Origin of the sequence: Paracidovorax wautersii, assembly GCF_900113035.1 — a bacterium.
In the GTDB taxonomy this organism is placed as follows: Bacteria; Pseudomonadota; Gammaproteobacteria; order Burkholderiales; family Burkholderiaceae_C; genus Paracidovorax; species Paracidovorax wautersii.
The window spans coordinates 1-25,200 of record NZ_FONX01000018.1; the positions used below are offsets into that span (position 1 = coordinate 1).

Below are 25,200 nucleotides of genomic sequence, written 5' to 3' on the forward strand. Positions count from 1 at the left end.
TCTAAGAACGTGTTTACGATCTCCCAGGGGTCGCGCAGCTAAGTCGGCGGGATGGGATGCAAGGCGCGGTGCGCAGTGGATAGCACGGCTATCCACAAGCGCCGCAACGCCGCAGACCGCCCGCCGACGTAGCTGCCCTTCGGGTTGGAGCGAAATCGGGCGATTGAACGCCCCGGCTGCTTGCATGGACACCAGCCCATGCGGCGCATCCGAGGCATCCACTCATCCCGATTGCGCTCCAACGCGATCCCCTGCGAGATCGTAAACACGTTCTAAGCGCCCTCTCCCACGCCGATGCCAGGACCTGCGCCTGCATCGGCGTTTTTGCTGGGGCCAGCCGTGGCTCGGATGACGGTGCCGCTCTAGGGCACGACGTAACTCCTTACGTTTTCCGGGCGGAGATTCGCTTGACGATCAATTGAGAATGGTTATCATTAAGACAATCGCAACGCAAAGAGGATCTCTCATGCAAGCCACCCTGACCGCCCCTTCCGCAGCTTCCTTCTTCGGCACCGCCTCCTTCGAGGGGCGCAGTTCCGGCGCTTCCGCCTCGGCCCGGCAAGCCGCTGCCGCTTCCGCCGATGCAGCCCCGGGGCATGCCGTGGACAGCAGCGCGCTGCTGCAGGGCCAGAAGGCCGTGTCCATCAGCCACAACGGCTCCGTCTATCGCCTGCAGGCCACCAAGCTGGGCAAGCTCATCCTGACCAAGTAAGGACGAACCGGACGGCGCGCACAGCCCGTTCGGCATGTGGGTATCGCCGTGGGGTGTGAACCACCGCCACGCACCACGCAAAGGTTTCATCGTGGGGCGACTCCGAACACCCGCACAGCTGCGGGTCGCCAGGGTCGTATTGGCCAGCCAACGGGGTCATGCCCGCGTAGCCAGGCTTTTTTTCTTCAACATCCCGTCCCGCCCCGCTTGGCACGACGCAATAAAAAACCGGCCACAGGGGCCGGTTTTTTTATGAGGTGAATCGGGCTCCAGCGCCCGATCCGCCTGGGCAGATTGCTATTTAATCCATAGCATTCGACCCATCAAGGCTCACAGCCCCAGGGCGGCTATGCCGGCGCGGGCGATCTGCGCGTCTTCGTTCGACTTCACGCCGCTCACGCCCACGGCGCCCAGGCATTGGCCGTCCTTGATGATCGGCACGCCGCCTTCCAGCAGGCCATCGACGCCAGGAGCGGTCAGGAAGGCCGTGCGGCCGCCGTTGATGATGTCTTCATAGACCTTGCTCTCGCGGCGGCCCAGGGCGGCGGTGCGGGCCTTGGCCGGGCCGATCTGGGCCGACACGGCAGCGGCGCCGTCCAGACGCTGCAGCCAGAGCAGGTGGCCACCGTCGTCCACGATGGCGATGGTCACGGCCCACTGGTTCTTCACGGCTTCCGCTTCGGCGGCGGCAGCGATCTTCTTGATGTCGGAGAGTTCGAGTTCGTGCTTGGTCTTCATGATGATGCAGCGAGTAGGTTCAACGAAGGAAAATGGACCTGAGAGGGCTCAGGCGCGACCCTGGAGCATAGCCGCCGCCCCGCACGCCGGCCGCTGCGGCAAGGGCAAAAGATTGCATCCCAAAAGTACGGGATGGAACGCGGGTATTGCGGTGGTGCATAACGCCCCCACCTAGAATTTGTCAACCTGCCTGGGTGCAGATACCACACTGGAGAGAGCATATGAATACCGAAGTCACTACCTACAGCTCCGCGGGCTACGGCATTTCGCAGGAGCAGCGCAACAAGGTCATGCGCAATACCTACTGGCTGCTGGCGCTGAGCCTGCTGCCCACGGTGCTGGGCGCCTGGGTGGGCGTGGCCACGGGCATCACGCAGGCGCTGCATGGCGGCATCGGCATGCTGGTGTTCCTGGGCGGCGCGTTCGCGTTCATGTTCGCCATCGAGAAGACCAAGACCTCGGCGGCCGGCGTGCCCGTGCTGCTGGCCTTCACCTTCTTCATGGGCCTGATGCTCTCGCGCCTGATCGGCGTGGTGCTGGGCTTTTCCAACGGCACGCAGCTCATCATGACGGCCTTCGCCGGCACGGCGGGCGTGTTCTTCGTGATGGCGAGCCTGGCCAGCGTCATCAAGCGCGACCTGTCCGGCATGGGCAAGTGGCTGTTCGTCGGCGCCCTGGTGCTGATGGTGGGTGCCGTCATCAACATGTTCGTGGGCTCCACGGCCGGCATGATGGCGATCTCGGTCGCGGCCATCGGCATCTTCAGCGCCTACATGCTGTATGACCTCAAGCAGATCCTGGACGGCGGCGAGACCAACTACATCAGCGCCACGCTGGCCCTGTACCTGGACCTCTTCAACGTGTTCCAGAGCCTGCTGGCGCTGCTGGGCATCATGGGCGGCGAACGCGACTGAGCGCGCGCCCTTCTTTCTGCCCCGCACATCAGCGGGCAGATCGCACGAGGCCTCTTCGGAGGCCTTTTCTTTTTGCGGGCCGGCTGCGCGTTTCCCTCAATCCGGGGGGCGGACTGCCGATAAGCTAGCAACATGCGCACTTTCATTCCCGCCCCCTGCCGAGCCTGGTGCTTCGCCGCGGCCATGGCCCTGCCGCTGCTGGCCGGCTGCGATATTCCCGGCCTGGGCCCGGACCCGCGCGCTGCGGCCAAGGAAGAAGACGCCAAGGCCGTCGGCGGTGCATGCCGCCTGGCGCTGCGCGGCCTGGAAGACTGCTTCACCCTGAACCCCAAGGCTTCCAAGGGCCAGATCTTCGCGGGCTGGAAGGAAATGGACGCCTACATGCGCGAGAACAAGATCGAAGGCTCGCCCTCCGTGCTCAGCAAGGTGGAGGACAAGCCCCCGGCCAAGCCGGCCCGCAAGCCGCCCGCAGACGACGGCGACGCACGCTCGCGCAACTGACTGCGGCTGTAGCCGACGCGCCCGCGCCCGGCCACTCAGCCGGGGCGCCGATCCGGCAAGCACCGGATCGCCCCCCTCTACCCGCTCCGGCCTCAGGCCAGTTCGAACACCGCCATGCTTTCGACGTGCGCCGTGTGCGGGAACATGTTGACCACGCCCGCCGCCACGCAGCGGTAGCCCGCCTGATGGACCAGCAGGCCCGCATCGCGCGCCAGCGTGGCGGGGTTGCAGCTCACATAGACGATGCGGCGCGGCGGCGTCCAGCCCTCGGCGGCTGCGGGCAGCGCGGGCGCATCTTCGGCGCCGATGCGGGCCTGGTGGATGTCGGCCAGCGCCTTGGCCAGCGCGAAGGCGCCTTCGCGCGGCGGATCGACCAGCCACTTGTCGGCCACGCCGTCGGCGACCAGCATCTCGGGCGTCATCTCGAACAGGTTGCGCGCTACGAATTTCGTAGCTGCCAGCGGCCGGCCGGCGGGCGCGGAGGCCCGATTCAGCTCATAGTTCTCGCGCGAACGGGCGACCAGCGCCTCGCTGCCCTCGATGCCCAGCACCTCGCGCGCCTGCGTGGCGATGGGCAGAGTGAAGTTGCCCAGGCCGCAGAACCAGTCGATCACGCGCTCGTCGCGCCCGGCGTCGAGCAGCCGCAGCGCCTTGCTGACCAGCACGCGGTTGATGTGCGGGTTGACCTGGGTGAAGTCGGTGGGCTTGAAGGGCATGGTGATGCCGAAGTCGGGCAGGCCGTAGGCCAGCTGCGGGCCGCCTTCGTCCAGCAGCTTGACCGTGTCGGGGCCCTTGGCCTGCAGCCACCATTGCACGCCGTGCTCGGCCGCGAAGGCGCGCAGGCGGGCCAGGTCGGCATCGGAGAGCGGCTCCAGGTGACGCAGCACCAGCGCGGTCACCTCGTCGCCGCAGGCCAGCTCGATCTGCGGGCAGGTGTCGCGCGCGTCCAGCGCGGCGATCAGGCCGCGCAGGGGCATGAGCATGGCGCTCACATGCGGGGGCAGCACCGGGCATACGCCCATGTCGGCGATGTAGCGGCTCTTGCGCTCGTGGAAGCCGACCAGCACAGTGCCCTTCTTGATGACGTGGCGCACGGCCAGCCGGGCGCGGTAGCGGTAGCCCCAGGCCGGGCCCTCGATGGGCCGCATCACGGTTTCGGCCTTGACCTTGCCCAGGTGCCAGAGGTTGTCTTCCAGCACGCGCTGCTTGACGGCCACCTGGGCGCCCACGTGCAGATGCTGCATCTTGCAGCCCCCGCAGGCGCCGGCATGCAGGCCGAAATGCGGGCAGCCGGGCCGCACGCGCTGCGAGGATTCGCGGTGGATGGCGGTGAGGCTGGCCTGTTCCCAGTTGTTCTTCTTGCGGTGGGTGTTGGCGCTGACGACCTCGAAGGTCAGCGCGCCGTCGATGAAGACGACCTTGCCGTCGGGCTTGCGGGCGACGCCCTGGGCGTCCATGTCCATGGAGGTGACTTCGAGCCAGCCGGGGGGCAGGTCGGAGGCCGGGGCTGCGGCGGCGGTGGAGTTGTCCGCAGTGAGGGTTTCAGCCTCGCCACCGGCGGCCGCCGGCGCGAGGGTCGTAGGTTCTGTGTCGATGATGGTGGGGGCGCTCATAGCCCCCGATTGTCTCAGGCCGCGCACAGGTGGCGCGGCCGGTGGGATGTCAGCTGCGCCGGGGCCGGGCGGGCCGGGCAGGCGCGGCGCGCACCGGGCTGTAGGAGCTCGCTGCCTGCAGGCGGTTGATGGCCAGCTCGCAGCCCGAGTCGTTCAGCGTGAACACCAGCTGGCTGCCGGCCGGCGCCACCCGCGGCAGGGTGTCGTGCAGCTGGCGGGACAGATCGACGGGCGGCACCTGCGAGCGGTAGATCACTTGCTGGTCGGCGGAATACACCACGTAGCAGGCGGCGGCAGCGCCCTGGCTGGCACACAGGCCGGCCAGCAATGCAGCGGCGGCAAGGCGGATGGATGGCATGGCGGAAGGCTCCCGGGTGACTCTTCGATGCGGCCATTATTGCGGAGCCTGCCCGCAACGGCTCAGGCGATCGGCAGATGGCTGGAGTGCTTGACCTCTTCCATCACCGCATAGGTGCGGGTCTCGCGCACGCCGGGCAGCTGCCAGAGCACGTTGCCGGCGAAGGCGCGATAGGCCGCCATGTCGGCGCTGCGCGTCTTGAGCAGGTAGTCGAAGCCGCCCGCCACCATGTGGCATTCCATGATCTCGGGGTGGACCTGCACGGCCGCCTTGAACTGATCGAACACATTGGGCGTGGTGCGGTCCAGCAGCACCTCGATGAAGACCAGCATGCCCGCGCCCAGCTTGATCGGGTCCAGCCGCGCCTCGTAGCCCAGGATGAAGCCGTCGCGCGTGAGCCGCTGCACCCGCGCCAGCACGGCCGTGGGCGAAAGCGCCACGCTTTCGGCGAGCTTCAGGTTGGCGATGCGGCCGTCCTCCTGAAGGATCTTCAGGATCTTGCGGTCGATGCGGTCTAGATCGGTGTCTTGTACGGCCATGGCTAGCGATTCATTCGGCAGATGCGGCCATTTTCGATGTTTTATTCAGCATCCTCCGCAAGATGATGGCGGCATTCCCGGCCCATGCGTGCGCCGGGCTGATTCCACCGCCCTCCACACCCCATGGACACTCACACCGCCGCCCCAGTCCCCGCGCCTGCCTTCGCTCCGCGCGCTGCGTTCGACTCCCCCCTGCGCCAGGCCATCACCGCGGCCTACCGGCTCCCCGAGCCCGAGGCGCTCGCGCCGCTGCTGGCGCAGGCCCGCCTGCCTGCCGCGCTGTCGGCCGACGTGCAGGCCCTCGCGCTGCGCCTGGCCCGGGGCCTGCGCGAGCGCAAGAGCGCGGGCGGGCGCGCCGGCCTCGTGCAGGGGCTGCTGCAGGAGTTCGCGCTGTCGTCGCAGGAAGGCGTGGCGCTGATGTGCCTGGCCGAGGCGCTGCTGCGCATTCCCGATGCCGCCACGCGCGACGCGCTGATCCGCGACAAGATCAGCCACGGCGACTGGGAGCCGCACCTGGGCAAGAGCCCTTCGCTCTTCGTCAATGCCGCCACCTGGGGCCTGCTGCTCACGGGCCGGCTGGTCGCCACGCACAGCGAAAAGGGCCTGGGCGCGGCGCTGCGGCGCCTCACGGCCAAGGGCGGCGAGCCGCTGATCCGCAAGGGCGTGGACATGGCGATGCGCATGATGGGCGAGCAGTTCGTCACCGGCGAAACCATCGCCCAGGCGCTGGAGCACGCCCGCCCGCTGGAGGCGCAGGGCTTTCGCTATTCCTACGACATGCTGGGCGAGGCCGCGCTCACCGCGCGGGATGCCGAGCGCTACCTGCAGGCCTACGTGCAGGCCATCCACGCCATCGGCCGCGCCGCCGCAGGGCGCGGCGTCTATGAGGGGCCGGGCATCTCCATCAAGCTCTCGGCCCTGCACCCGCGCTACAGCCGGGCGCAGCAGGCCCGCGTGATGGCCGAGCTCTATCCCGTGCTGCTGCAGCTGGCCGAGCTGGCGCGCAGCTACGACATCGGCCTCAACATCGACGCCGAAGAGGCCGACCGGCTGGAGCTGTCGCTGGACCTGCTGGAGCGGCTCTGCCACGCGCCACAGCTGGCAGGCTGGAACGGCATCGGCTTCGTGATCCAGGCCTATCAGAAGCGCTGCCCCTTCGTCATCGACTACTGCATCGACCTGGCCCGCCGCAGCGGCCACCGGCTGATGGTCCGCCTCGTCAAGGGCGCCTACTGGGACAGCGAGATCAAGCGCGCCCAGGTCGATGGCCTCTCCGACTACCCCGTCTATACGCGCAAGACCCACACCGACGTCTCGTACATCGCCTGCGCGCGCAAGCTGCTGGCCGCGCCCGATGCGGTCTATCCGCAGTTCGCCACGCACAACGCGCAGACGCTGGCCAGCATCTACCAGCTGGCCGGGCCCGAAAACTATGCGCCCGGGCAGTACGAATTCCAGTGCCTGCACGGCATGGGCGAGCCGCTCTACGAACAGGTGGTGGGCGCCGCAGGCCTGGGCCGGCCCTGCCGCATCTACGCGCCCGTGGGCACGCATGAAACCCTGCTGGCCTACCTGGTGCGCCGGCTGCTGGAAAACGGCGCCAACACCTCCTTCGTCAACCGCGTGGCCGATGCCGATCTGCCGCTGGAAAGCCTGGTGGCCGACCCGGTCGCCGCCGTCGATGCCCAGGCCGCAGCGGAAGGCCGGCCCGGCCTGCACCACCCGCGCATCCCGCTGCCGGCGCAGCTCTACGGCAGCGCCCGCGCCAATTCGGCGGGCATCGATCTCTCGAACGAGAACACCCTCAGCTCGCTGGACGCGGCCCTGGCCGCCAGCGCCCGCCACGGCTGGCAGGCCGCGCCGCTGATCGCCGGCGCCGTGCAGCCGGATGCGGCAGCCCTCATCGCGCTGCGCAACCCGGCCGACCACGGCGACGTCGTCGGCCATGTGCAGGAAGCCAGCGCCGCCGATGTGGACACCGCCCTCGCCGCCGCGCAGGCCGCGCTGCCGGCCTGGTCCGCCACGCCGCCCGCAGAGCGCGCCGCCGCGCTGCTGCGCACGGCCGAGCTGCTGGAAGCCGCCCTGCCCGACCTGCTGGGCATCCTGATGCGCGAAGCCGGCAAGACCTGCGCCAACGGCGTGGCCGAGGTGCGCGAGGCGGTGGACTTCCTGCGCTACTACGCGGCCCAGGCCACGCGCCATCTGGACAACGCCAGCTGCCCGCTGCTGGGCCCGGTGGTGTGCATCAGCCCATGGAACTTTCCCCTCGCCATCTTCATGGGCCAGGTGGCCGCAGCCCTGGCCGCCGGCAACACCGTGCTGGCCAAGCCGGCCGAACAGACGCCGCTCATCGCCGCGCAGGCCGTGCAGTGCCTGCACCGCGCCGGCGTGCCGGCCGCCGCGGTGCAACTGCTGCCCGGCCGGGGCGAGACCGTGGGCGCGCGCCTGGTGGCCGATGCCCGCACCATGGGCGTGATGTTCACCGGCTCCACGGAGGTGGCGCGCCTGCTGCAGCGCGCCGTGGCCGGCCGCCTGGACGCGGCGGGCCGCCCCATTCCGCTGATCGCGGAAACCGGCGGGCAGAACGCGATGATCGTGGACTCCTCCGCGCTGGTGGAGCAGGTGGTGGGCGACGTGGTGGCCTCGGCCTTCGACAGCGCGGGCCAGCGCTGCTCGGCGCTGCGCGTGCTGTGCGTGCAGGCCGACGCGGCCGACCGCGTGCTGGAGATGCTGCAGGGCGCCATGGCCGAGCTGCGCGTGGGCGACCCGGGCCGGCTGGCGACCGACGTGGGCCCGGTGATCGACGACGAGGCCCGCCAGGGCATCCTGGAGCACATCGCCGCGCTGCGCGCCCAGGGCCGGCGCGTGTTCCAGCCCGCCGTGCCCGCCGATGTGCTGGCAGCCGGCACCTTCGTGCCGCCCACGATGATCGAGCTGGACAGCATCGCCGAGCTGCGCCGCGAGGTCTTTGGCCCCGTGCTGCACGTGGTGCGCTACGAGCGGGAAGGGCTGGACGCCCTGCTGGACCAGATCAACGCCACCGGCTATGGCCTTACCCAGGGCCTGCACACCCGCATCGACGAAACGGTGGAGCGCGTAGTGCGCCGCGCGCAGGCCGGCAACATCTACGTCAACCGCAACATGGTGGGCGCGGTGGTGGGCGTGCAGCCCTTCGGCGGCGAGGGCCTGTCGGGCACCGGCCCCAAGGCCGGCGGGCCGCTCTATCTGCTGCGCCTGCTCTCGCGGCACCCGGCCGGCCTGGCGCTGGACTGCATCCGCAGCACGGCCGCCGCGATGCCCGATGGCGCCCGGCAAGGCGCCTTGCCAGCCCCCCTGCAGGCCCTGGCCGCCTGGGCCCGCAGCGCGGGCGACGAGACGCTGGCGCAGCGCTGCGAGGCGCTGGCCGCCGCTTCTTGCAGCGGCCTCGCCTGCACACTGCCCGGCCCGACCGGCGAGCGCAACCAGTACCAGCTCTCGCCCCGCGAACACACGCTGTGCCTGGCAGAGAACGATGCCGATCGCCTCGTCCAGCTGGCCGCCGTGCTGGCCGTGGGCGGCAGCGCGCTCTGGCCACGCGCCCCGTCGGCCGCCCTGCATGCCTTGCTGCCGGCAGCGGTGCAGGCCTGCACCCGGCTGGTGGACGACTGGCGCGATGCGGGCGTGGCCATCGACGCCGTGCTGCACCACGGCGATGCCGCCAGCCTGGCCGAAACCTGCCGCGCCATCGCCCAGCGCCCCGGCTCCATCGTGGGCGTGACCGGGCTGCAGCCCGGCGATGGCGATGTGCCACTGACCCGGCTGGTGCTGGAGCGGGCCGTGAGTGTGAACACGGCGGCGGCCGGCGGCAATGCCAGCCTGATGACCATGGCCTGAAGGCTGCAGGCACCACGGCCCAGCGCACGGGGCGCGCACTGGCGTTGGGGGCTGTGATGATGCGAGAGTTTTTGGCCTGCAGCGCTTGATATGCAAGCGCCTTCAGCTATCTTTTCAATAGCAGACCAGACGGTGCGGGCTCAGGCGAGGCTGTGCGCGTCAGTCGAACTGTCCGCCCCGGCGCGCACGCCCCGCATCCAGTGGATGACCTGGGGCGTATCCGCCACCATCACGCAGGCCTTGCCGGTGCGCTTGCAGTGGTCCTGCACGCGCCAGTAGTCGTTGTGGCTCAGGCAGCCGGTCTGGCAGATCACCAGATCGGCGGCGGTCAGGCTGGCCTCCAGCGCGTCGGCATCGACATCGCCACCCTCCTCCTGGAATACATGGGCTGCCGGCGCTGCCACGGGTGGCGCCGACGCTTCGGGCGCCAGGCCATCGGGGCCCGGCACCATGCGCTGCGCGATCCAGCCCCCCGCATTGCCCGGAGCGATGCAGAGCACCGACCGCCAGGGCGATGCGGTGGGCATGTCGTCCGCGCCGCCCTCGGCGGCACCCGCCAGCGCGCCCTGCAGCCCGAGCCCTGGGCCGCTGCCTGCCGCCGCAGCAGCCGCGCTGGCCGCGCGCCACTGCCAATGCAGCACGTCCCGGGCGCGTTCCTGCAGCCGGCCCGCGAGAGTCTCCAGCTGCCGGGCCAGCGTGCGGCGGCGCGGCAGGCCCTGCAGCCCTTCTGCCAGCTTGGCTTGGTCCTGCCGGGCATAGGCCAGCTCGGTCTCGCGCCGGATCAGCCGGCCACGCAAGCGGATGGCCTCGGCCTGCAGACGTTCTATCTCCTGCGCCTGCGCCGTCAACACCTGGCTGCAGCGCAGCTGCGCACGCCCGTAGTGCGCCAGCAGCGCGCGGTGCTCGTTCAGCAGGTGTTCGAAGGCGGGATGGTTCATGGTCAAGGGTCTCCTGCAATGGCTCTCAAGGGCGGCGCAGCGATGGGCATCGAACGCCCACCGCAGCCGCCATGAATTTTTTCAAACTTATTGATAACCATTCTCATTCAATGCTACACTGCAGTCAATCGCAGACCAGCACCGCAGAGATGCAGCGGTCAGCCACCAGTTTCATCGTGGGGCGACTCCAGGACCGGCCATCGGTCCGAAGGGTCGTTTTTGCCAGCCAACGGATTTCCCCGGAAGTCCGCGTAGCCAGGCTTTTTTTCGATCCCACCGCAGACGCCACCCGCAGCCCATGCCCGCCGATCTCCGCGCCACCGGCCTCAAGCCCACCCTGCCCCGCATCCAGGTGCTGGACATCTTCCGCAGCAGCCCCGAACGGCATCTGGCCGCCGAAGACGTCTATCGCCTCTTGCTGCAGCAGCGCACCGACCTGGGCCTGGCAACGGTCTATCGCGTGCTGGCGCAGTTCGAGCAGACCGGCCTGCTCAAGAAGAGCCTGCTCAACCAGAACAAGGCGGTCTATGAACTCAACGACGGGCAGGAACACCATGGCCATCTGGTGTGCCTCGTCACCGGCACCGTCCATGAATTCCACGATCCGCTGATCGAGGAGCGCCTGCGCAGCACCGCCGAGGCGCTGGGGTTCGATCTGTCAGGCTATACCCTCACGGCTTACGGCCGGCCCTCCGTGGGGAGCTGAAGCGCCCCTCGGCATCGGTCAGCGCACGGCGCCAGCGCGGAGGATTTCGTAGTCGATCGGCTTGAAGCTCCCGTTGTTGGAGTTCTCGGCCGAGCACGAGGTCAGCCCGCAGATCAGATCCATCTCGGCCCGCAGGTCGATGTGGTCTCCGGCCTTGGACCGCGGCGGCTTCACCGCCACCGCGCCGTCCGGGCCCACCTCCACGTTCATGAATACGTTGAAGGTCGTGCCGATCTGCTCGGGCCGTATGCCGTAGGCTGCCAGCGCGCGGTAGAGGTTCTCGAAACAGCTCGGGTGATGGCCCTGATGGCGGTAGAGGATCTCGAACATCTCCTGGCTGCAGGGCGTCAGCAGGAAGTCGTGGCGCCCCACCGTGTCGTCCACGATCTGGAACATGGGCCGGCTATCGTTGGAGTACAGCGTGTCGCCCGTGCTGAGGTAGATCTTCGACGCATAGTCGATGCTGCGGCCCGACGAGAGGCTGCAGCGGTGGTCCTGCGCATGGAAGGCGAACAGATCCGCCACCTGCTCGCCCAGCGGATCGTGGATGCGCAGCACATCGCCGGCTTGCAGTTCGAAAGCCGTTCCGGACTGGGGCGGAATCCGGCAAAGAGAAGAACCCTGATGGCATTCATGCATGTTCGTGCGCCTTGGAGTGGAACGGGCATTTCCAGTCGGCCTCGATGGCGCGTCCGGAGTACTGGCGAGCCTCGGAAGACTCGCCGAAGCGAGCCAGCACCGGGTTGATCTCCCCCTGCAGGGCCCGGTCGCGGGCGCGGATGGCTTCCTGCATCACCGCGTACTTGCCCGTGGCCTTCAGGTGCTCGAACTGCTCATGGAAATTGAAGACCAGGCAAGGCATCGGCGTGCGCCGCGCCAGGCGCGAAGCGCCCGCATGCAGCCCCACCACGAAGAACGCCCGGCCATCCACGCTGAACGAGAAATCCTGCCGCGCAGGATCGTCGCTCACGCCCACGGCCCAGGCACCGCCGCGCGCCACGTCGCAATCGTGCAGCGCCTGCAGTTGCCGCCACATGCGCCGCTCGAATGTGGACTCATCCATGGCCTGCTCCGCGAAGGTGGCGACGAAAGTCGCGGGAACGGAGCCCGGGTCAGGGTAGCGCGCGGAATATTCCCGCAATGCCTGGCGCAGCCGCTCGGTGTGCGCAGGGTCGGCCAGCGGCCCGAAGGCCTGCGTGTGCAGCCGGCCCTTGTTGAGGGCCGACTTGGCGCCCACGCAGGGGAACATCCTGTCGACGATGAACGCCGTGACCCGGGCTTCGGCAGGCCCAGCGGGCCACGCGTTCTGGCGCTCGGCATGGAGATGAAGGTCTTTGGTGTGCAAGCCTTCAAGCTACGGCCGTGCCTGCCGCCCCGCCGTGCGGCCGGCTACCGCCCCTGCCGTGGGAATGCCCGCCCACGGCCTGTAGGCTGCGGCGCTACCGCTGCGCAGCCCGCCAGAAAATCTGCCTCCTGTCTGCAGCCGAAAAAAAAGCCAGCCGGCTGCGAGGCCAGACTGGCTTTCATGGAGGGCGGGTTAGCGCCTCATGCGGGCGAACGGGTCGCCGGCATGGCCTCCATCATTCCCACTCAATCGTCGCCGGCGGCTTGCTCGACACGTCGTAGGTCACGCGGTTGATGCCGCGCACTTCGTTGATGATGCGGCCCGACACCTGCTTGAGCAGCGCGTAGGGCAGTTCGGCCCAGTCGGCGGTCATGAAGTCGCTGGTCTGCACGGCGCGCAGGGCGACGACGTAGTCGTAGGTGCGGCCATCGCCCATCACGCCCACGCTCTTGACGGGCAGGAAGACGGTGAAGGCCTGGCTGGTCAGGTCGTACCAGCTCTTGCCCGTGGCTTCGTCGGTGAAGTTGCGCAGCTCTTCGATGAAGATGGCGTCGGCGCGGCGCAGCAGGTCGGCGTATTCCTTCTTCACTTCGCCCAGGATGCGCACGCCCAGGCCGGGGCCGGGGAAGGGGTGGCGATAGACCATCTCGGGCGGCAGGCCCAAGGCCACGCCCAGTTCGCGCACTTCGTCCTTGAACAGTTCGCGCAGCGGCTCCAGCAGCTTCAGGCCGAGCTGCTCGGGCAGGCCGCCCACGTTGTGGTGGCTCTTGATGGTGACGGCCTTCTTGCTCTTGGCGCCGCCCGATTCGATGACGTCGGGGTAGATGGTGCCCTGCGCCAGGAAGGTCGCGCCCTTGTGGCCACCGTCGCCGGCCTTGAGCTTGGCGGCTTCCTGCTTGAACACGGTGACGAATTCGCCGCCGATGATCTTGCGCTTGGCTTCCGGGTCGCTCACGCCGGCCAGCTTGCCCAGGAAGAGCTCGCTCGCATCCACGCGGATGACCTTGGCCTGTAGCTTGCCCTCGAACATTTCCATGACCATGTCGCCTTCGTTCAGGCGCAGCAGGCCGTGGTCCACGAAGACGCAGGTGAGCTGGTCGCCGATGGCGCGGTGGATCAGCGCTGCCGCGACGGACGAATCCACGCCGCCCGACAGGCCCAGGATGACTTCCTCGTCGCCAACCTGCTCGCGGATCTTCTGGACGGCTTCCTCGATGTAGTCGCCCATGACCCAGTCGGGCGCGGCGTTGCAGATGCCCAGCACGAAGCGCTCGAGCAGCGCCTTGCCCTGCACGGTGTGCGTGACTTCGGGGTGGAACTGCACGGCGTAGAAGCGGCGCGTCTCGTCGGCCATGCCGGCGATGGGGCAGCTGGGGGTGCTGGCCATCAGCTTGAAGCCCGGGGGCAGCTCGGTGACCTTGTCGCCGTGGCTCATCCACACGTTCAGCATGCCGTGGCCTTCGGCCGTGGTGAAGTCGGCGATGTCCTTGAGCAGCTCGGTATGGCCATGGGCGCGCACGGCGGCGAAGCCGAATTCGCGCTTGTGGCCGCCTTCCACCTTGCCGCCCAGCTGGTGCGCCATGGTCTGCATGCCGTAGCAGATGCCCAGCACCGGCACGCCCAGCTCGAAGACGGCCTGCGGCGCCTTGTCCGTCGAGTCCTCATAGACGCTGGCGTGGCTGCCCGACAGGATCACGCCCTTGAGCGAGCCGTCCTTGGCGTATTCGCGGATCCATTCATCGGTCACGTCGCAAGGGTGGACCTCGCTGTACACGTGGGCTTCACGCACGCGGCGGGCGATGAGCTGGGTGACTTGCGAGCCGAAGTCGAGGATGAGGATTTTCTGGTGTTGCATGGCGGGCGGGTCAGGCGACGGGAAACGGAAAAGACAAAGGCCCGAACACCTCTCTTCGCGGGTTCGGGCCTGTGGATGCTGACGGGTCAGTCAGCGCGGTAGTTGGGCGCTTCCTTGGTGATCTGCACGTCGTGGACGTGGCTCTCACGGATGCCGGCGGTGGTGATCTCGACGAACTCCGCCTTGTTGTTCATCTCTTCGATGGTGGCGCAGCCGCAGTAGCCCATGGCCGCACGCACGCCGCCCGCCATCTGAAAGACGATGGAGACCATCGAGCCCTTGTAGGGCACGCGGCCTTCGATGCCTTCAGGCACCAGCTTGTCGGCATTGGGGTTGCCGGTGCTCGATTCCTGGAAGTAGCGGTCGGCCGAGCCTTGCTGCATGGCGCCGATGGAGCCCATGCCGCGGTAGCTCTTGTAGCTGCGGCCCTGGAACAGGATCACTTCGCCCGGCGCCTCTTCGGTGCCGGCGAACATGCCGCCCATCATGATGGTGCTGGCGCCGGCGGCCAGGGCCTTGGCGATGTCACCGGAATAGCGGATGCCGCCGTCGGCGATCAGGGGCACGCCCGTGCCCTTGAGGGCCGTGGCCACGCTGTCGATGGCCATGATCTGGGGCACGCCCACGCCCGCGACGATGCGGGTGGTGCAGATGGAGCCCGGGCCGATGCCGACCTTGACCGCATCGGCGCCCGCCTCGACCAGCGCCAGTGCGGCGCCGCCGGTGGCGATGTTGCCGCCGATCACGTCCACTTGCGGGTAGTTCTGCTTGACCCAGCGCACGCGCTCGATCACGCCCTTGCTGTGGCCGTGGGCCGTGTCCACCACGATCGCATCGACGCCGGCCTTGACCAGCGCTTCCACGCGTTCCTCGGTGCCCTCGCCCACGCCGACGGCCGCACCCACGCGCAGGCGGCCATTGCTGTCGCGCGCTGCATTGGGGAAGCTGGTCTGCTTGGTGATGTCCTTGACGGTGATCAGGCCCTTGAGTTCGAAGGCGTCGTTGATCACCAGCAGGCGTTCGAGCTTGTGCTTGTTCAGCAGCGCCTTGGCTTCGGCGGCGGTGGCGCCTTCCTTGACGGTGATGAGCTTCTCGCGCGGCGTCATGATCTGGTGGACCTTGACGTCGTAGCGGGTTTCGAAGCGCAGGTCGCGCCCGGTCACGATGCCGACGACCTTGCCGCCGTCGCACACCGGGAAGCCCGAAATGCCCAGCTGCTCGGACAGCTGCAGTACCTGCAGCACCGTGTGTTCCGGCGTGATCACGACCGGATCGCGCACCACGCCCGATTCGTAGCGCTTGACCTTCGCCACCTGGGCGGCCTGCTCTTGCGGCGTCAGGTTCTTGTGGACGATACCGATACCGCCCTCCTGCGCAATGGCGATGGCCAGGCGAGCTTCAGTCACCGTGTCCATGGCAGCGGACACGAGCGGAAGATTCAGTTGGATATTGCGGGAGAGTTTCGTCGCGAGGGACGTGTCCTTGGGCAGGACCTGGGAGTACGCTGGCACCAGCAACACATCGTCGAAGGTGAGCGCTTTTCCAAGAAGGCGCATGAGAAAGCTCCAAAAGAAGGATTGTACCCGTCACGGTGTGACAACGGAGCGAGAGGCCCGCGTGGCGGCCGCTGGTGCCCCGCCGATGCCCCGGATAAACTGCCGCGCATGACACAGAAGCACAAGCTGGCTCTCTTCGCACTGGTACTGGGCTGGGCCCTGAGCGCCTCCGCACAATGGCAGTGGCTGGACAAGGACGGACGCAAGGTCTTCAGCGACCGCCCGCCGCCGGTCGATGTGCTGCCCAGCAAGATCCTGAAGCAGCCCAACGCCGGCCCGGCACGCACCGCGCCGCCGGCCGACGGCGGCGACGCCAGCGCCAAGCCGGCCGCCCAGAGCGCCAGCGCGCCGGCGGCGGCAGGCAAGGACCCGGCCCTGGAAAAGAAGAAGGCCGAGGCCGAAGCCGCGGAAGCCCAGAAGAAGAAGGCCGAGGCGGACCGCCTGGCGCAGGCCCGTGCCGAGAACTGCGCGCGTGCGCGCCAGGCCAAGACGACGCTCAATTCGGGCCAGCTGCTGGCGCACACCAACGCCAAGGGCGAGCGCGGCTTCATGGACGATGCGACCCGAGTGACCGAGAACCATCGCCTGGATTCCGTGATCGCCTCCGACTGCACGCCGGCCCGTTGATTCCTCTCGGCGACGTGCGGCAGCGCGTCGCCAGTTGCCCAGGGGTTCAGTAACCCGCCTTGGCCCCGGGCCTGCGGCCCGCGAACAGGCCCGCCGAGCGTGCGCCCTGCCTGGCAAAGCGTTCGCGCCGGGCCGTCTTTGGGTCCACCAGCAGAGCGCGGGTCCACTCCACACGATCCTGGTCGCGCAGCCGCTGCCCGGGCTCGGCGGCACGGCCCCAGACGCTGGCCGCGCACCGCGCATCATCGGGATTCAGCCCGCAGGCCTTCAGGGCATCGCCCACGGTGGCGCCGGCCGGCAACTCCAGATTCCATTCCTTTGCGGCACCGGGCGCGGGCGAGGCCGCCACGGAGATGCGCAGCGAAGGCTCTACTGCTTCCACCGCCTGCGATCCAGCCTCAGCCATAGACCTGTTCGGCGCGCTTGATGAAGGCATCCACCATGGTGCCGGCGATACGGTCGAACACGGGCCCCACCAGGGCCGCGAGCGCCGCGTTGTCGAAGCCGTACTGCAGCTGCAGCTCGACCTTGCAGGCGCGCTGGGTGCCATCGCCCACGGGATGGAACTGCCAGATGCCTTCCAGCCGCGAGAACGGACCCTTGACCAGCTGCATCTGCACGCTGCGCCCCGGCACGTGCGTGTTGCGGGTCACGAAGGATTTGCGGATGGCGCCCAGCGCGATGCCGACCTCGGCCGTCATCGTGTCGCCGTCGCGCTCCAGCACCGCCGCACGGTCGCACCAGGGCAGGAATTCGGGGTACTTGGCCACATCCGTCACGAGGGCAAACATTTCTTCGGGGCTATACCAGATCAGGACGGACTTGTTGACGGATTTCATGGGCGCAAATGTTAGAGGCATGCAGCAGCACATCGGGTGGGACGGGTTCCCGAAGTGGCCTGTCCTAGAATCCCGGCGAGCGAGACGACAACAATTGTAGGGAGCCCTTTCATCTCCCGGTTTGCGCCGCATCTGGAAACCATGGCCAAGAAACCCGAAACATCGTCCCGCATCGCCGACAACAAAAAAGCGGCATACAACTATTTCTTCGAAGAGCGACTCGAAGCCGGCCTGGTGCTGCAAGGCTGGGAAGTGAAGGCCCTGCGCGAAGGCAAGGTGCAGCTCACCGACGGCTACGTGCTCGCGCGCGGCGGCGAGCTCTTCCTGATCGGCTGCCAGATCAACCCGCTCAAGACCGCATCGACCCACGTCAACCCCGAGGCCGCCCGCACCAAGAAGCTGCTGCTGCACAAGGAGCAGATCCAGAAGCTGGTGAACAAGGTCGATCAGAAGGGCTACACGCTCGTGCCGCTCAACCTGCACTGGAAGGATGGCCGGGTGAAATGCGAGATCGCCCTGGCCAAGGGCAAGGCCGAGCACGACAAGCGCGACACCATCAAGGACCGCGAAGGCAAGCGCGAAGTGGAACGCGCGATGAAGGTGCATCACCGCTGATGCGGGCGGCTGAGAACGTGTTCTGAGGGGCCCGCAGGCGGCCCCGGCTTTTTTTTGCGCGGACCTGGAATAAACACCCGGCCGCAGGTGTTCATCCCTTCGCAGGCCGCCTCTTGCCCCGTGCATTCCGCACGCGGCGCGGCCGGCATCACAGGAGAATCCGATGAAGAAGCTCACCTCCCTGGCCCCCATCCTGGCCGCGCTGGCGCTGGCCGGCGGTTGCGCCGCCACCCAGCCCGCCGCCCCGGCGAGCGTGCAGAACGGCGTGCTGGTCGGCGCGAACGGCATGACGCTCTACACCTTCGACAAGGACACCGCCGGCAGCGGCAAGTCGGTCTGCAACGGGCAGTGCGCCGTCAATTGGCCCCCGCTGATGGCAGGCGCCATGGCACCGGCTGGCCCTGACTATTCCGTCGTCCAGCGCGATGACGGCAGCCGCCAGATCGCCTACAAGGGCAAGCCGCTCTACTACTGGGTCAAGGACGCCAAGCCCGGAGACAAGACCGGCGACGGCGTGAACAAGGTCTGGCACACCGCCACGCCCTGACCGGCCCTCTGGTCGCCGGCCGCCCTCGCCCGCCATGGACCGCGCCCAGGTGCTGGACCATCTCCCCGGCCTGCGCCGCTATGCGCGCATGCTGACGGGCGACCGCTGGGCGGCCGACGACCTGGTGCAGGACACGCTGGAGCGCGCCTGCCGCAAATGGCTGCTCTGGCGCACCGGCACCGACCTGCGGGCGTGGCTCTTCACGCTCATGCACAACCTCTATCTCAACCAGCGCCGGGGCGCACCGCCCCTGCAGGTGCTGGACCCACATGACTCCGCAGCCGCGGACCAGCTACCCGCAGCCGCCACCGGCCACGACACGGCGCTGGACCTAGAGCGCTGCCTGCAGCGCCTGCCTGCCGACCAGCGCGCCGTGCTGCTGCTGGTGACGCTGGAAGACATGCCCTATGCCGAGGTCGCGCAGGTGCTGCAGGTGCCCATCGGCACCGTGATGTCACGCCTCTCGCGGGCCCGCTCGCGCATGCGCGATTGGATGATGGATGGCGCCACGGAGGCCGGCGGCAGCCGCCCTGCGCGGCCGGCCCCCACCCACGGCTCGCCGCCCGCGCTGCGGCGGCTGAAATGACGATGGAGCCCCCGCCATGAACCGCCCCGCCCCCTCGCCCATGGATGACGACGACGACCGCCGCCTGCACGCGCTGGTGGACGGCCAGCTGCCGCCCGACGAGGCCGACGCCCTGCGCGCCCGGCTGGATGCGGACGCCCTCGCCCGCCTGGCGGACTGGCAGCAGCAGCGCGACGCCCTGCGCACCCTCCATGCCGGGCTGGCCGATGCCGGTCTGCCGCAGGACCTGCGCCGCGCGGCCGATGCTCTGCAGCACCGGCGCGACCAGCAGATGCTCTGGCGCCGCTGGGGCGGCATCGCGGCCGGCTGGCTGCTGGCCTTCGGGCTGGGCTGGGGCCTGCACGGCCACTGGAGCCCCTCGGGCGACACGAACGTACCCCTGGCCCAGGCCACCGGCACGCCGCTGGCCTTCGTGCGGCAGGCCGCCGTGGCCCATGCGGTGTTCCAGCCCGAGCAGCGCCACCCAGTCGAGGTCACGGCCGCGCAGCAGGAGCATCTGGTGCAGTGGCTGTCGAAGCGGCTGGGCCGGCCGCTGGCCGTGCCGGCGCTGTCGGCGGAAGGCTTCGATCTGATGGGCGGGCGGCTGCTGCCCGGCGGCGCCGGCGCGCGCGCGCAGTTCATGTACCAGAACGCGGGCGGCCAGCGCATCACCCTCTATGTGGGCGCCGTCGATGGCACGGCAGGCGCCGCAGGCGGGCGCGCCGCGGAGACGGCCTTCCGCTTCAACGAGGAAGGCCCCGTGGCCAGCTTCTACTGGGTGGACCGGGGCTTCGGCTATGCGCTGAGCGGCGAGATGCCCCGCGCCGCGCTGCTGGCGCTGGCCACGGCCGTGCACCGGCAGCTGGTGCCGGATTAGCCGCCGCAGCCGCAGAGGCCGGCTCAGTCGGCCAGGGCCGCCAGCGGATGCGCGTGGGCGGGCCAGGGGCTCTCGAAGAAGGCCAGGGCCTGCTCGGGCGCGACGTCTTCGATGCGGGCTGGGTTCCAGCGCGGGGCATGGTCCTTGTCCACCGCCAGCGCGCGGATGCCTTCCAGCGTCTCGCTCTGGCCGGGGCGCAGGTAGAAGCAGTGGCGCACCATGTCGCGCTCCATGCGCAGGTCGTCGGCCAGGCCCATGCCCCGCGCACGGCGGATCTGCTCCAGCACCACGAAGAGCATCAGCGGCGAGCGCTGGCGCAACGTGGCGGCGGTGGTACGGCACCAGTCGTCATCGCCTGCGGCGGCTTCCAGCGCCGCCACGATGGCGGGCACGTCGGGCAGGCTGAAATATTGGTCAATTTTGCCTCCAGCGCTTATCTCACCTGGGTTTTCAGCTATCAATTTAGAAGCAACCCATTGCTGCACGGCCGCGCCGTCGGCGAAGGGCTGGCTGCCCAGTGCATCCCACACCGCAGGCTGGTCGGCCGCGGCCAGGCGGCCATCGGCCAGGCGGGCGGCCACGGCCTCCTCGGCGCCGATGGTCTGGCCGGTGAGCGCCAGCCATTCGCCGACCTGGCCCGGGCAGCGCGAGAGGAAGTAGCCGCCGCCCACGTCGGGAAACAGGCCGATGGCCGTCTCAGGCATGGCCATCTTGGTGCGCTCTGTCACGATGCGCAGGCTCGCGCCCTGGCTGATGCCCATGCCGCCGCCCATGACGATGCCGTCCATGAAGGCGATGTAGGGCTTGCCGTAGTGGTGGATGAGGTGGTTGAGCGCGTATTCTTCGGTGAAGAAGTCTTCCAGCTGCGGATGGCCCTGGCTGCCCGCCTGGTGCAGGAAGCGGATGTCGCCGCCCGCGCAGAAGGCGCCGAACGGGCCTTCCTTGTTGCTGCCGCGGATGGCGACGGCCAGCACATCCGAATCCTGCCGCCAGGCCAGCAGCACGCGCATGAGTTCGCGCACCATGCCCAGCGACAGGGCGTTGAGCGCCTTGGGCCGGTTCAGGGTGATGAAGCCCACCCGGCCGCGCACCTCGCTCAGGATCTCGCCCTGCACCACAGCAGTGGCCGCACCGCCCTTCGCGGATGCGGCAGCGGTCGTCGTCGTTGTCTCCATGTTCTTCTCGCTCATCGTTGTTCTCTCCAACCCAGCAGTTCGTTGCACACCAGCGCACCGATGACCAGCGCGCCGCCCGTCAGCACGGCTGCGCCGGGCTCTTCGCCCGCGCCCAGCCAGGCCAGCACGATACCGAAAACCACCTCCAGCAGGCCGAGCAGCGCGATCTCCGGGGCCTTGAGCACCTGGCCGCAGCGCACCACCAGCACGCAGGGCACGGCCAGCTGGACCACGCCCAGCAGCGCCAGCAGGCCCAGGTCATGCGCCGAAGCCTGGAAGGGCAGCGCCACTGGCAGCGTCGCCACCACCGAGAGCAGCGCGCCCACCAGCACGGCGGGGGCCAGATCCACTGCATGGCCGTGGCGCTGCGAATGTTGCACCACCGTCCAGTTCACCGCTGCCGCCACGGGGACGCACAGCGCCACCACGGTGCCCAGCAGGGGCAGGCCGGCCATCTGGGAGCCATACATCCAGCCGATGCCCACGCCCGCCACGCCGATGGCCGCCCAGGTGCGCGGCGCGATGTGGTGGCCGATGAAGGCCCAGGCGAAGAGCGCGGTGAGCAGCGGGCCCACGGCCATGGTCACCAGCACGTTAGCCACCGGCATGAGCAGGATGGCCACCATGAAGGCGGTGAACATCACGCCCCAGCACAGGCCCGACACCCAGAGCGCCCGGCCGCCGTGCCGCATGGCGGCGAACACCGCCCGGCCCTGCAGGGCCGGCAGGATGACCAGCAGCGCCACCACGGTGAAGAGGCTGCGCCAGAAGGTGACCTCGAAGCTGCGCGCCGCCTCCAGGTGGCGCGTGACCACGCCGGCGATCGACCACATCAGCGTGATCGCCACCATCAGCCATACGGCCTTGCCGTGGGTGAGCCGGCCCCAGCCCTCCCCTGCCTTCACGCTCGCCATATCCACACTCCAGCGCTGCCTTCATTCCGAGGCGGGCGCACAACGAACCACGGGGGTTCGGAAACTCTCTTGAAGCCGGCCTTGTCGGCAGGCCCGGACGGCAAAAAGGGTGAGCCCGCCTCGCGGCCGGCTCACCCTTGTCCGTGCGCGGTGGGGGCTCAGCCCCCGCCGCTTCGGCGCATGCGCCCGATCAGGAACGCGAAGCGCGCTTGCGCTCGTTTTCCGTCAGGAAGCGCTTGCGCAGGCGCACGCTCTTGGGCGTGATTTCGACCAGCTCGTCGTCCTCGATGAATTCCACGCCGTATTCCAGCGTGAGGTCGATCGGGGGCGTGATCTTGATCGCGTCTTCCTTGCCGGAGACGCGGAAGTTGGTCAGTTGCTTGGTACGCGTGGCGTTCACGATCAGGTCGTTGTCACGGCTGTGGATGCCCACGATCATGCCTTCGTACACCGGATCGTTGGCCTTCACGAACATGCGGCCGCGGTCGTCGAGCTTGCCCAGGGCGTAGGTGAAGATTTCACCATCGTCCATGGAGATCAGCACGCCGTTCTTGCGGCCGCCGATGTCGCCCTTGTGCGGCTCGTAGCTGTCGAAGATGTTGCTGATGAGGCCGGAACCACGCGTCAGGTTCAGGAATTCGTTGGTGAAGCCGATCAGGCCACGCGCAGGAATGCGGTATTCCAGGCGCACGCGGCCACGGCCGTCGGATTCCATGTTGACCAGCTCGCCCTTGCGCTCGCCCAGGGCCTGCATCACGCCGCCTTGGTGGCCTTCTTCGATGTCGGCCGTGACCAGCTCGATAGGCTCATGCTTGACGCCGTCGATGTCGCGGAACACCACGCGCGGCTTGGAGACGGCCAGCTCGTAGCCTTCGCGGCGCATGTTCTCCAGCAGGATGGTCAGGTGCAGTTCGCCCCGGCCCATCACTTCGAAGATGCCTTCTTCGTCGGTTTCCTTCACGCGCAGGGCCACGTTGTGCTGCAGTTCCTTCTGCAGGCGGTCCCAGATCTGGCGGCTGGTCACGAACTTGCCTTCACGGCCGGCCAGGGGCGAGGTGTTCACGCAGAAGTTCATGGTCAGCGTGGGCTCGTCCACCTTCAGCATGGGCAGCGGCGCGGGGTTGGAGGGGTCGGTCACGGTCACGCCGATGCCGATGTCCTCGATGCCGTTGATCAGCACGATGTCGCCGGGGCCGGCCAGCGGGGTCTGCATGCGGTCCAGGCCCTGGAAGGTCAGCACCTGGTTCACGCGGCCCTTGACGCTCTTGCCGTCAGGACCTTCCATGACCAGCACGTCCTGGCCGGGCTTGAGCGTACCCTGGCTGATGCGGCCCACGCCGATGCGGCCCACGAAGGTGGAGAAGTCCAGCGCCGAGATCTGCAGCTGCAGCGGAGCGGTCGGGTCGCCGGAGTTCGGCGGCACGTGCTTGAGGATGGTGTTGAACAGGGCCGACATGTCGGGGCCCCACTGCTCGCCCGGAGCGCCTTCTTCCAGCGACGACCAGCCGTTGATGCCCGAGGCGTACACCACGGGGAAGTCCAGCTGCTCGTCGGTCGCGCCCAGCTTGTCGAACAGGTCGAACGCGGCGTTCACCACCTTGTCGGGGTTGGCACCGGGCTTGTCCACCTTGTTCACCACCAGGATCGGGCGCAGGCCCAGGGCCAGGGCCTTCTTGGTCACGAAGCGCGTCTGGGGCATGGGGCCTTCCTGCGCGTCGATCAGCAGCACCACGCTGTCCACCATCGACAGGGCACGCTCGACTTCGCCACCGAAGTCCGCGTGGCCCGGGGTGTCCACGATGTTGATGTGCGTGCCTTCCCAGCTCACGGCGCAGTTCTTGGCCAGGATGGTGATGCCGCGCTCTTTTTCGATCGCGTTGTTGTCCATGACGGTATCGACGACCTTTTCATGGTCGGCGAAGGTGCCCGACTGGCGCAGCAGCTGGTCCACCATGGTGGTCTTGCCGTGGTCAACGTGCGCGATGATGGCGATGTTGCGGATTTGTTTGCTCATAGTGCTTCCAATGTGCCGGGCGCGGTGGCCGGCGGCGTGTTTTCGATTCCCAGAATCTGTTGAATTTCGAGCGGGCTCAGGAGCCGCTCGGGCACCAGCTCGCCAGCGGCGGTGTGGCCCACGCCCAGCAGGGCATGCGGCCGGTCGCCGAAGACCGCCACGGCGGCGGCGTCGGGCCAGGAGCCACGGCGCCGCACGCCCGACAGGAATCGGGCGGCATTGTCGCTGTCCAGCGTGACACGCGTGTGCCCCGCCAGCAGCGTCTCGACCGGCTGCACGCAGGCCAGCCGCTCGGTTTCCGTCATGGCCTCCAGCGCGGCCAGCGTGACGCAGCGCTCCACGCCCAGGCCGCCCGTGTCGATGCGGCGCAGGAACGTGAGGTGCGCGCCGCAACCCAACGCCTGGCCGATGTCCTCGCCCAGGGTGCGGATGTAGGTGCCCTTGCTGCAGGTCACTATCATTTTGATAGCTGGCTGCGCAGGATCTTCAAGCGCCAGCGCCAGTTGCAGGCCATGGATGACCACATCGCGGGCCGGGCGTTCCACCTCGATGCCCGCGCGGGCGTATTCGTAGAGCGCCTTGCCGTCCTTCTTGAGCGCGCTGTGCATGGGCGGCACCTGCCGGATCGGGCCGGAGAACTGCCGCTGCACCTCGGCCAGCCGCTCGGGAGTGAGCTGGGCCGGATCGACGTCGCAGCGCGCCAGCACGTCGCCCTCGGCATCGCCGGTGGACGTGGTCACGCCCAGGCGCGCCACGGCCTCGTAGGTCTTGGGCGCATCGAGCTGCAGCTGGCTGAACTTGGTCGCCGCGCCGAAGCACAGCGGCAGGACGCCGCTGGCCAGCGGATCGAGCGTGCCGGTATGGCCCGCCTTTTCGGCGCGCAGCAGCCACTTCACCTTCTGCAAGGCGTCGTTGCTGGAAAAGCCCAGCGGCTTGTCGAGCAGCAGCACTCCGTGCACCGGGCGCCGCTGCACCCGGATGCGGGGAGCGCGTGCCGTCATGCTGCTTCGTCGTCCTTGGAGCGGGAGGCCACGGCGCGCGCGATCAGCGCATTCATGTCGGACGCGCGCTCGGTCGTGCGGTCATAGACGAAATGCAGCGTCGGCACGGTGTGGATGTGCAGGCGCTTGAACAGGCCGTTGCGCAGGAAACCTGCGGCCTGGTTCAGCGCTTCCTGCGTCGCCTGCGGATCGCCCAGCAGCACGCTGAAGAAGACCTTCGCGTGGGCGTAGTCGGGCGTCACTTCCACGCCCTGCAGCGTGACCATGCCCACGCGCGGGTCCTTGAGTTCGCGCGCGATGAGCTCGGTCAGATCGCGCTGGATCTGATCCGCGACCTTGAAGCCGCGGTTGGGCGTGGAGGATTTCTTGGCAGCCATG

General features: G+C 68.5%; 26 protein-coding genes. 10 read left to right on the forward strand and 16 right to left on the reverse strand.

Annotated elements, in window-relative coordinates:
- Positions 1-466 precede the first annotated feature (466 nt).
- Complete coding sequence (locus BM070_RS20380) at positions 467-712, forward strand: hemin uptake protein HemP (RefSeq protein ID WP_092941351.1); 246 nt, start codon at positions 467-469, stop codon at positions 710-712.
- A gap of 330 nt (positions 713-1,042) precedes the next feature.
- Here the strand turns inward: BM070_RS20380 and BM070_RS20385 are convergent, their stop codons facing one another.
- On the reverse strand, positions 1,043-1,450 hold the full coding sequence (locus tag BM070_RS20385) for a GlcG/HbpS family heme-binding protein (protein ID WP_092941353.1): 408 nt from the start codon (positions 1,448-1,450) through the stop codon (positions 1,043-1,045).
- Positions 1,451-1,671: 221 nt separating this feature from the next.
- Between BM070_RS20385 and BM070_RS20390 the strand changes: the two genes are divergently transcribed.
- Together BM070_RS20390 and BM070_RS20395 are read left to right on the forward strand one after the other, a co-directional pair.
- On the forward strand, positions 1,672-2,364 hold the full coding sequence (locus BM070_RS20390; RefSeq protein ID WP_092941355.1) for a Bax inhibitor-1/YccA family protein: 693 nt from the start codon (positions 1,672-1,674) through the stop codon (positions 2,362-2,364).
- A gap of 132 nt (positions 2,365-2,496) precedes the next feature.
- Complete coding sequence (locus tag BM070_RS20395; RefSeq protein WP_092941357.1) at positions 2,497-2,865, forward strand: hypothetical protein; 369 nt, start codon at positions 2,497-2,499, stop codon at positions 2,863-2,865.
- Between the two features lie 92 nt (positions 2,866-2,957).
- Here the strand turns inward: BM070_RS20395 and rlmD are convergent, their stop codons facing one another.
- The 3 genes from rlmD to BM070_RS20410 form a co-directional block, all read right to left on the reverse strand.
- The gene (rlmD, locus tag BM070_RS20400) at positions 2,958-4,478 is read right to left on the reverse strand and encodes a 23S rRNA (uracil(1939)-C(5))-methyltransferase RlmD (RefSeq protein ID WP_245785317.1); all 1,521 of its coding nucleotides are present in this window, start codon (positions 4,476-4,478) and stop codon (positions 2,958-2,960) included.
- Between the two features lie 49 nt (positions 4,479-4,527).
- Positions 4,528-4,836, reverse strand: coding sequence for a hypothetical protein (locus BM070_RS20405; RefSeq protein WP_092941359.1), 309 nt, complete (start codon positions 4,834-4,836; stop codon positions 4,528-4,530).
- Positions 4,837-4,898: 62 nt separating this feature from the next.
- Entirely contained in the window at positions 4,899-5,375 is a 477-nt protein-coding gene (locus BM070_RS20410) for an Lrp/AsnC ligand binding domain-containing protein (RefSeq protein ID WP_092941361.1), read from the reverse strand.
- A gap of 123 nt (positions 5,376-5,498) precedes the next feature.
- Here BM070_RS20410 and putA point away from each other — a divergent pair, with 123 nt between their 5' ends.
- Positions 5,499-9,248, forward strand: a complete 3,750-nt coding sequence (putA, locus tag BM070_RS20415; RefSeq protein WP_092941363.1) for a trifunctional transcriptional regulator/proline dehydrogenase/L-glutamate gamma-semialdehyde dehydrogenase — start codon at positions 5,499-5,501, stop codon at positions 9,246-9,248.
- A 140-nt stretch (positions 9,249-9,388) separates the two neighbouring features.
- Here putA and BM070_RS20420 read toward each other — a convergent pair whose 3' ends face one another.
- Complete coding sequence (locus BM070_RS20420) at positions 9,389-10,186, reverse strand: DUF2325 domain-containing protein (RefSeq protein WP_092941365.1); 798 nt, start codon at positions 10,184-10,186, stop codon at positions 9,389-9,391.
- Positions 10,187-10,484: 298 nt separating this feature from the next.
- Here BM070_RS20420 and BM070_RS20425 point away from each other — a divergent pair, with 298 nt between their 5' ends.
- Positions 10,485-10,892, forward strand: coding sequence for a ferric uptake regulation protein (locus BM070_RS20425; RefSeq protein ID WP_092941367.1), 408 nt, complete (start codon positions 10,485-10,487; stop codon positions 10,890-10,892).
- Positions 10,893-10,910: 18 nt separating this feature from the next.
- On the opposite strand, the gene BM070_RS20430 is transcribed toward BM070_RS20425, so the two are convergent.
- The 4 genes from BM070_RS20430 to guaB form a co-directional block, all read right to left on the reverse strand.
- Positions 10,911-11,531, reverse strand: a complete 621-nt coding sequence (locus tag BM070_RS20430) for a DUF1989 domain-containing protein (protein WP_092941369.1) — start codon at positions 11,529-11,531, stop codon at positions 10,911-10,913.
- A complete protein-coding gene (gene gntA, locus BM070_RS20435; RefSeq protein WP_217648960.1) occupies positions 11,524-12,237 on the reverse strand; it encodes a guanitoxin biosynthesis heme-dependent pre-guanitoxin N-hydroxylase GntA in 714 nt (237 codons plus the stop codon). Before gntA ends, BM070_RS20430 begins: the two co-directional genes overlap by 8 nt.
- A gap of 235 nt (positions 12,238-12,472) precedes the next feature.
- The gene (gene guaA / locus BM070_RS20440; RefSeq protein WP_092941373.1) at positions 12,473-14,092 is read right to left on the reverse strand and encodes a glutamine-hydrolyzing GMP synthase; all 1,620 of its coding nucleotides are present in this window, start codon (positions 14,090-14,092) and stop codon (positions 12,473-12,475) included.
- A gap of 86 nt (positions 14,093-14,178) precedes the next feature.
- On the reverse strand, positions 14,179-15,648 hold the full coding sequence (gene guaB / locus BM070_RS20445; protein WP_092941375.1) for an IMP dehydrogenase: 1,470 nt from the start codon (positions 15,646-15,648) through the stop codon (positions 14,179-14,181).
- Positions 15,649-15,756: 108 nt separating this feature from the next.
- Here guaB and BM070_RS20450 point away from each other — a divergent pair, with 108 nt between their 5' ends.
- Positions 15,757-16,275: a DUF4124 domain-containing protein gene (locus BM070_RS20450; RefSeq protein ID WP_092941377.1), complete on the forward strand. Its 519-nt coding sequence runs from the start codon at positions 15,757-15,759 to the stop codon at positions 16,273-16,275.
- Between the two features lie 46 nt (positions 16,276-16,321).
- On the opposite strand, the gene BM070_RS20455 is transcribed toward BM070_RS20450, so the two are convergent.
- Entirely contained in the window at positions 16,322-16,681 is a 360-nt protein-coding gene (locus BM070_RS20455; protein WP_092941379.1) for an RnfH family protein, read from the reverse strand.
- The gene (locus tag BM070_RS20460) at positions 16,674-17,114 is read right to left on the reverse strand and encodes a type II toxin-antitoxin system RatA family toxin (protein ID WP_092941381.1); all 441 of its coding nucleotides are present in this window, start codon (positions 17,112-17,114) and stop codon (positions 16,674-16,676) included. Before BM070_RS20460 ends, BM070_RS20455 begins: the two co-directional genes overlap by 8 nt.
- Before the next feature lie 141 nt (positions 17,115-17,255).
- Between BM070_RS20460 and smpB the strand changes: the two genes are divergently transcribed.
- The 4 genes from smpB (at position 17,256) to BM070_RS20480 (ending at position 19,718) form a co-directional block, all read left to right on the forward strand.
- Entirely contained in the window at positions 17,256-17,729 is a 474-nt protein-coding gene (gene smpB / locus BM070_RS20465) for an SsrA-binding protein SmpB (protein WP_092941383.1), read from the forward strand.
- A gap of 163 nt (positions 17,730-17,892) precedes the next feature.
- Entirely contained in the window at positions 17,893-18,276 is a 384-nt protein-coding gene (locus BM070_RS20470; RefSeq protein ID WP_092941385.1) for a COG4315 family predicted lipoprotein, read from the forward strand.
- 34 nt (positions 18,277-18,310) lie between these two features.
- Positions 18,311-18,862: an RNA polymerase sigma factor gene (locus BM070_RS20475; RefSeq protein WP_092941387.1), complete on the forward strand. Its 552-nt coding sequence runs from the start codon at positions 18,311-18,313 to the stop codon at positions 18,860-18,862.
- Positions 18,863-18,878: 16 nt separating this feature from the next.
- Entirely contained in the window at positions 18,879-19,718 is an 840-nt protein-coding gene (locus BM070_RS20480; protein ID WP_092941389.1) for an anti-sigma factor family protein, read from the forward strand.
- Between the two features lie 23 nt (positions 19,719-19,741).
- On the opposite strand, the gene BM070_RS20485 is transcribed toward BM070_RS20480, so the two are convergent.
- From BM070_RS20485 to rbfA, 5 genes are all read right to left on the reverse strand, one after another.
- Entirely contained in the window at positions 19,742-20,893 is a 1,152-nt protein-coding gene (locus BM070_RS20485; RefSeq protein WP_092941486.1) for an enoyl-CoA hydratase/isomerase family protein, read from the reverse strand.
- 11 nt (positions 20,894-20,904) lie between these two features.
- Positions 20,905-21,807, reverse strand: a complete 903-nt coding sequence (locus tag BM070_RS20490) for a DMT family transporter (RefSeq protein WP_092941391.1) — start codon at positions 21,805-21,807, stop codon at positions 20,905-20,907.
- A 190-nt stretch (positions 21,808-21,997) separates the two neighbouring features.
- Positions 21,998-23,821 (reverse strand): translational GTPase TypA, encoded by a 1,824-nt coding sequence (gene typA / locus BM070_RS20495; RefSeq protein ID WP_092941393.1) that lies wholly within the window; start codon positions 23,819-23,821, stop codon positions 21,998-22,000.
- Positions 23,818-24,822, reverse strand: coding sequence for a tRNA pseudouridine(55) synthase TruB (gene truB, locus BM070_RS20500; protein WP_092941395.1), 1,005 nt, complete (start codon positions 24,820-24,822; stop codon positions 23,818-23,820). Before truB ends, typA begins: the two co-directional genes overlap by 4 nt.
- Entirely contained in the window at positions 24,819-25,199 is a 381-nt protein-coding gene (gene rbfA / locus BM070_RS20505; RefSeq protein WP_092941397.1) for a 30S ribosome-binding factor RbfA, read from the reverse strand. Before rbfA ends, truB begins: the two co-directional genes overlap by 4 nt.
- Position 25,200: the final 1 nt, after the last annotated feature.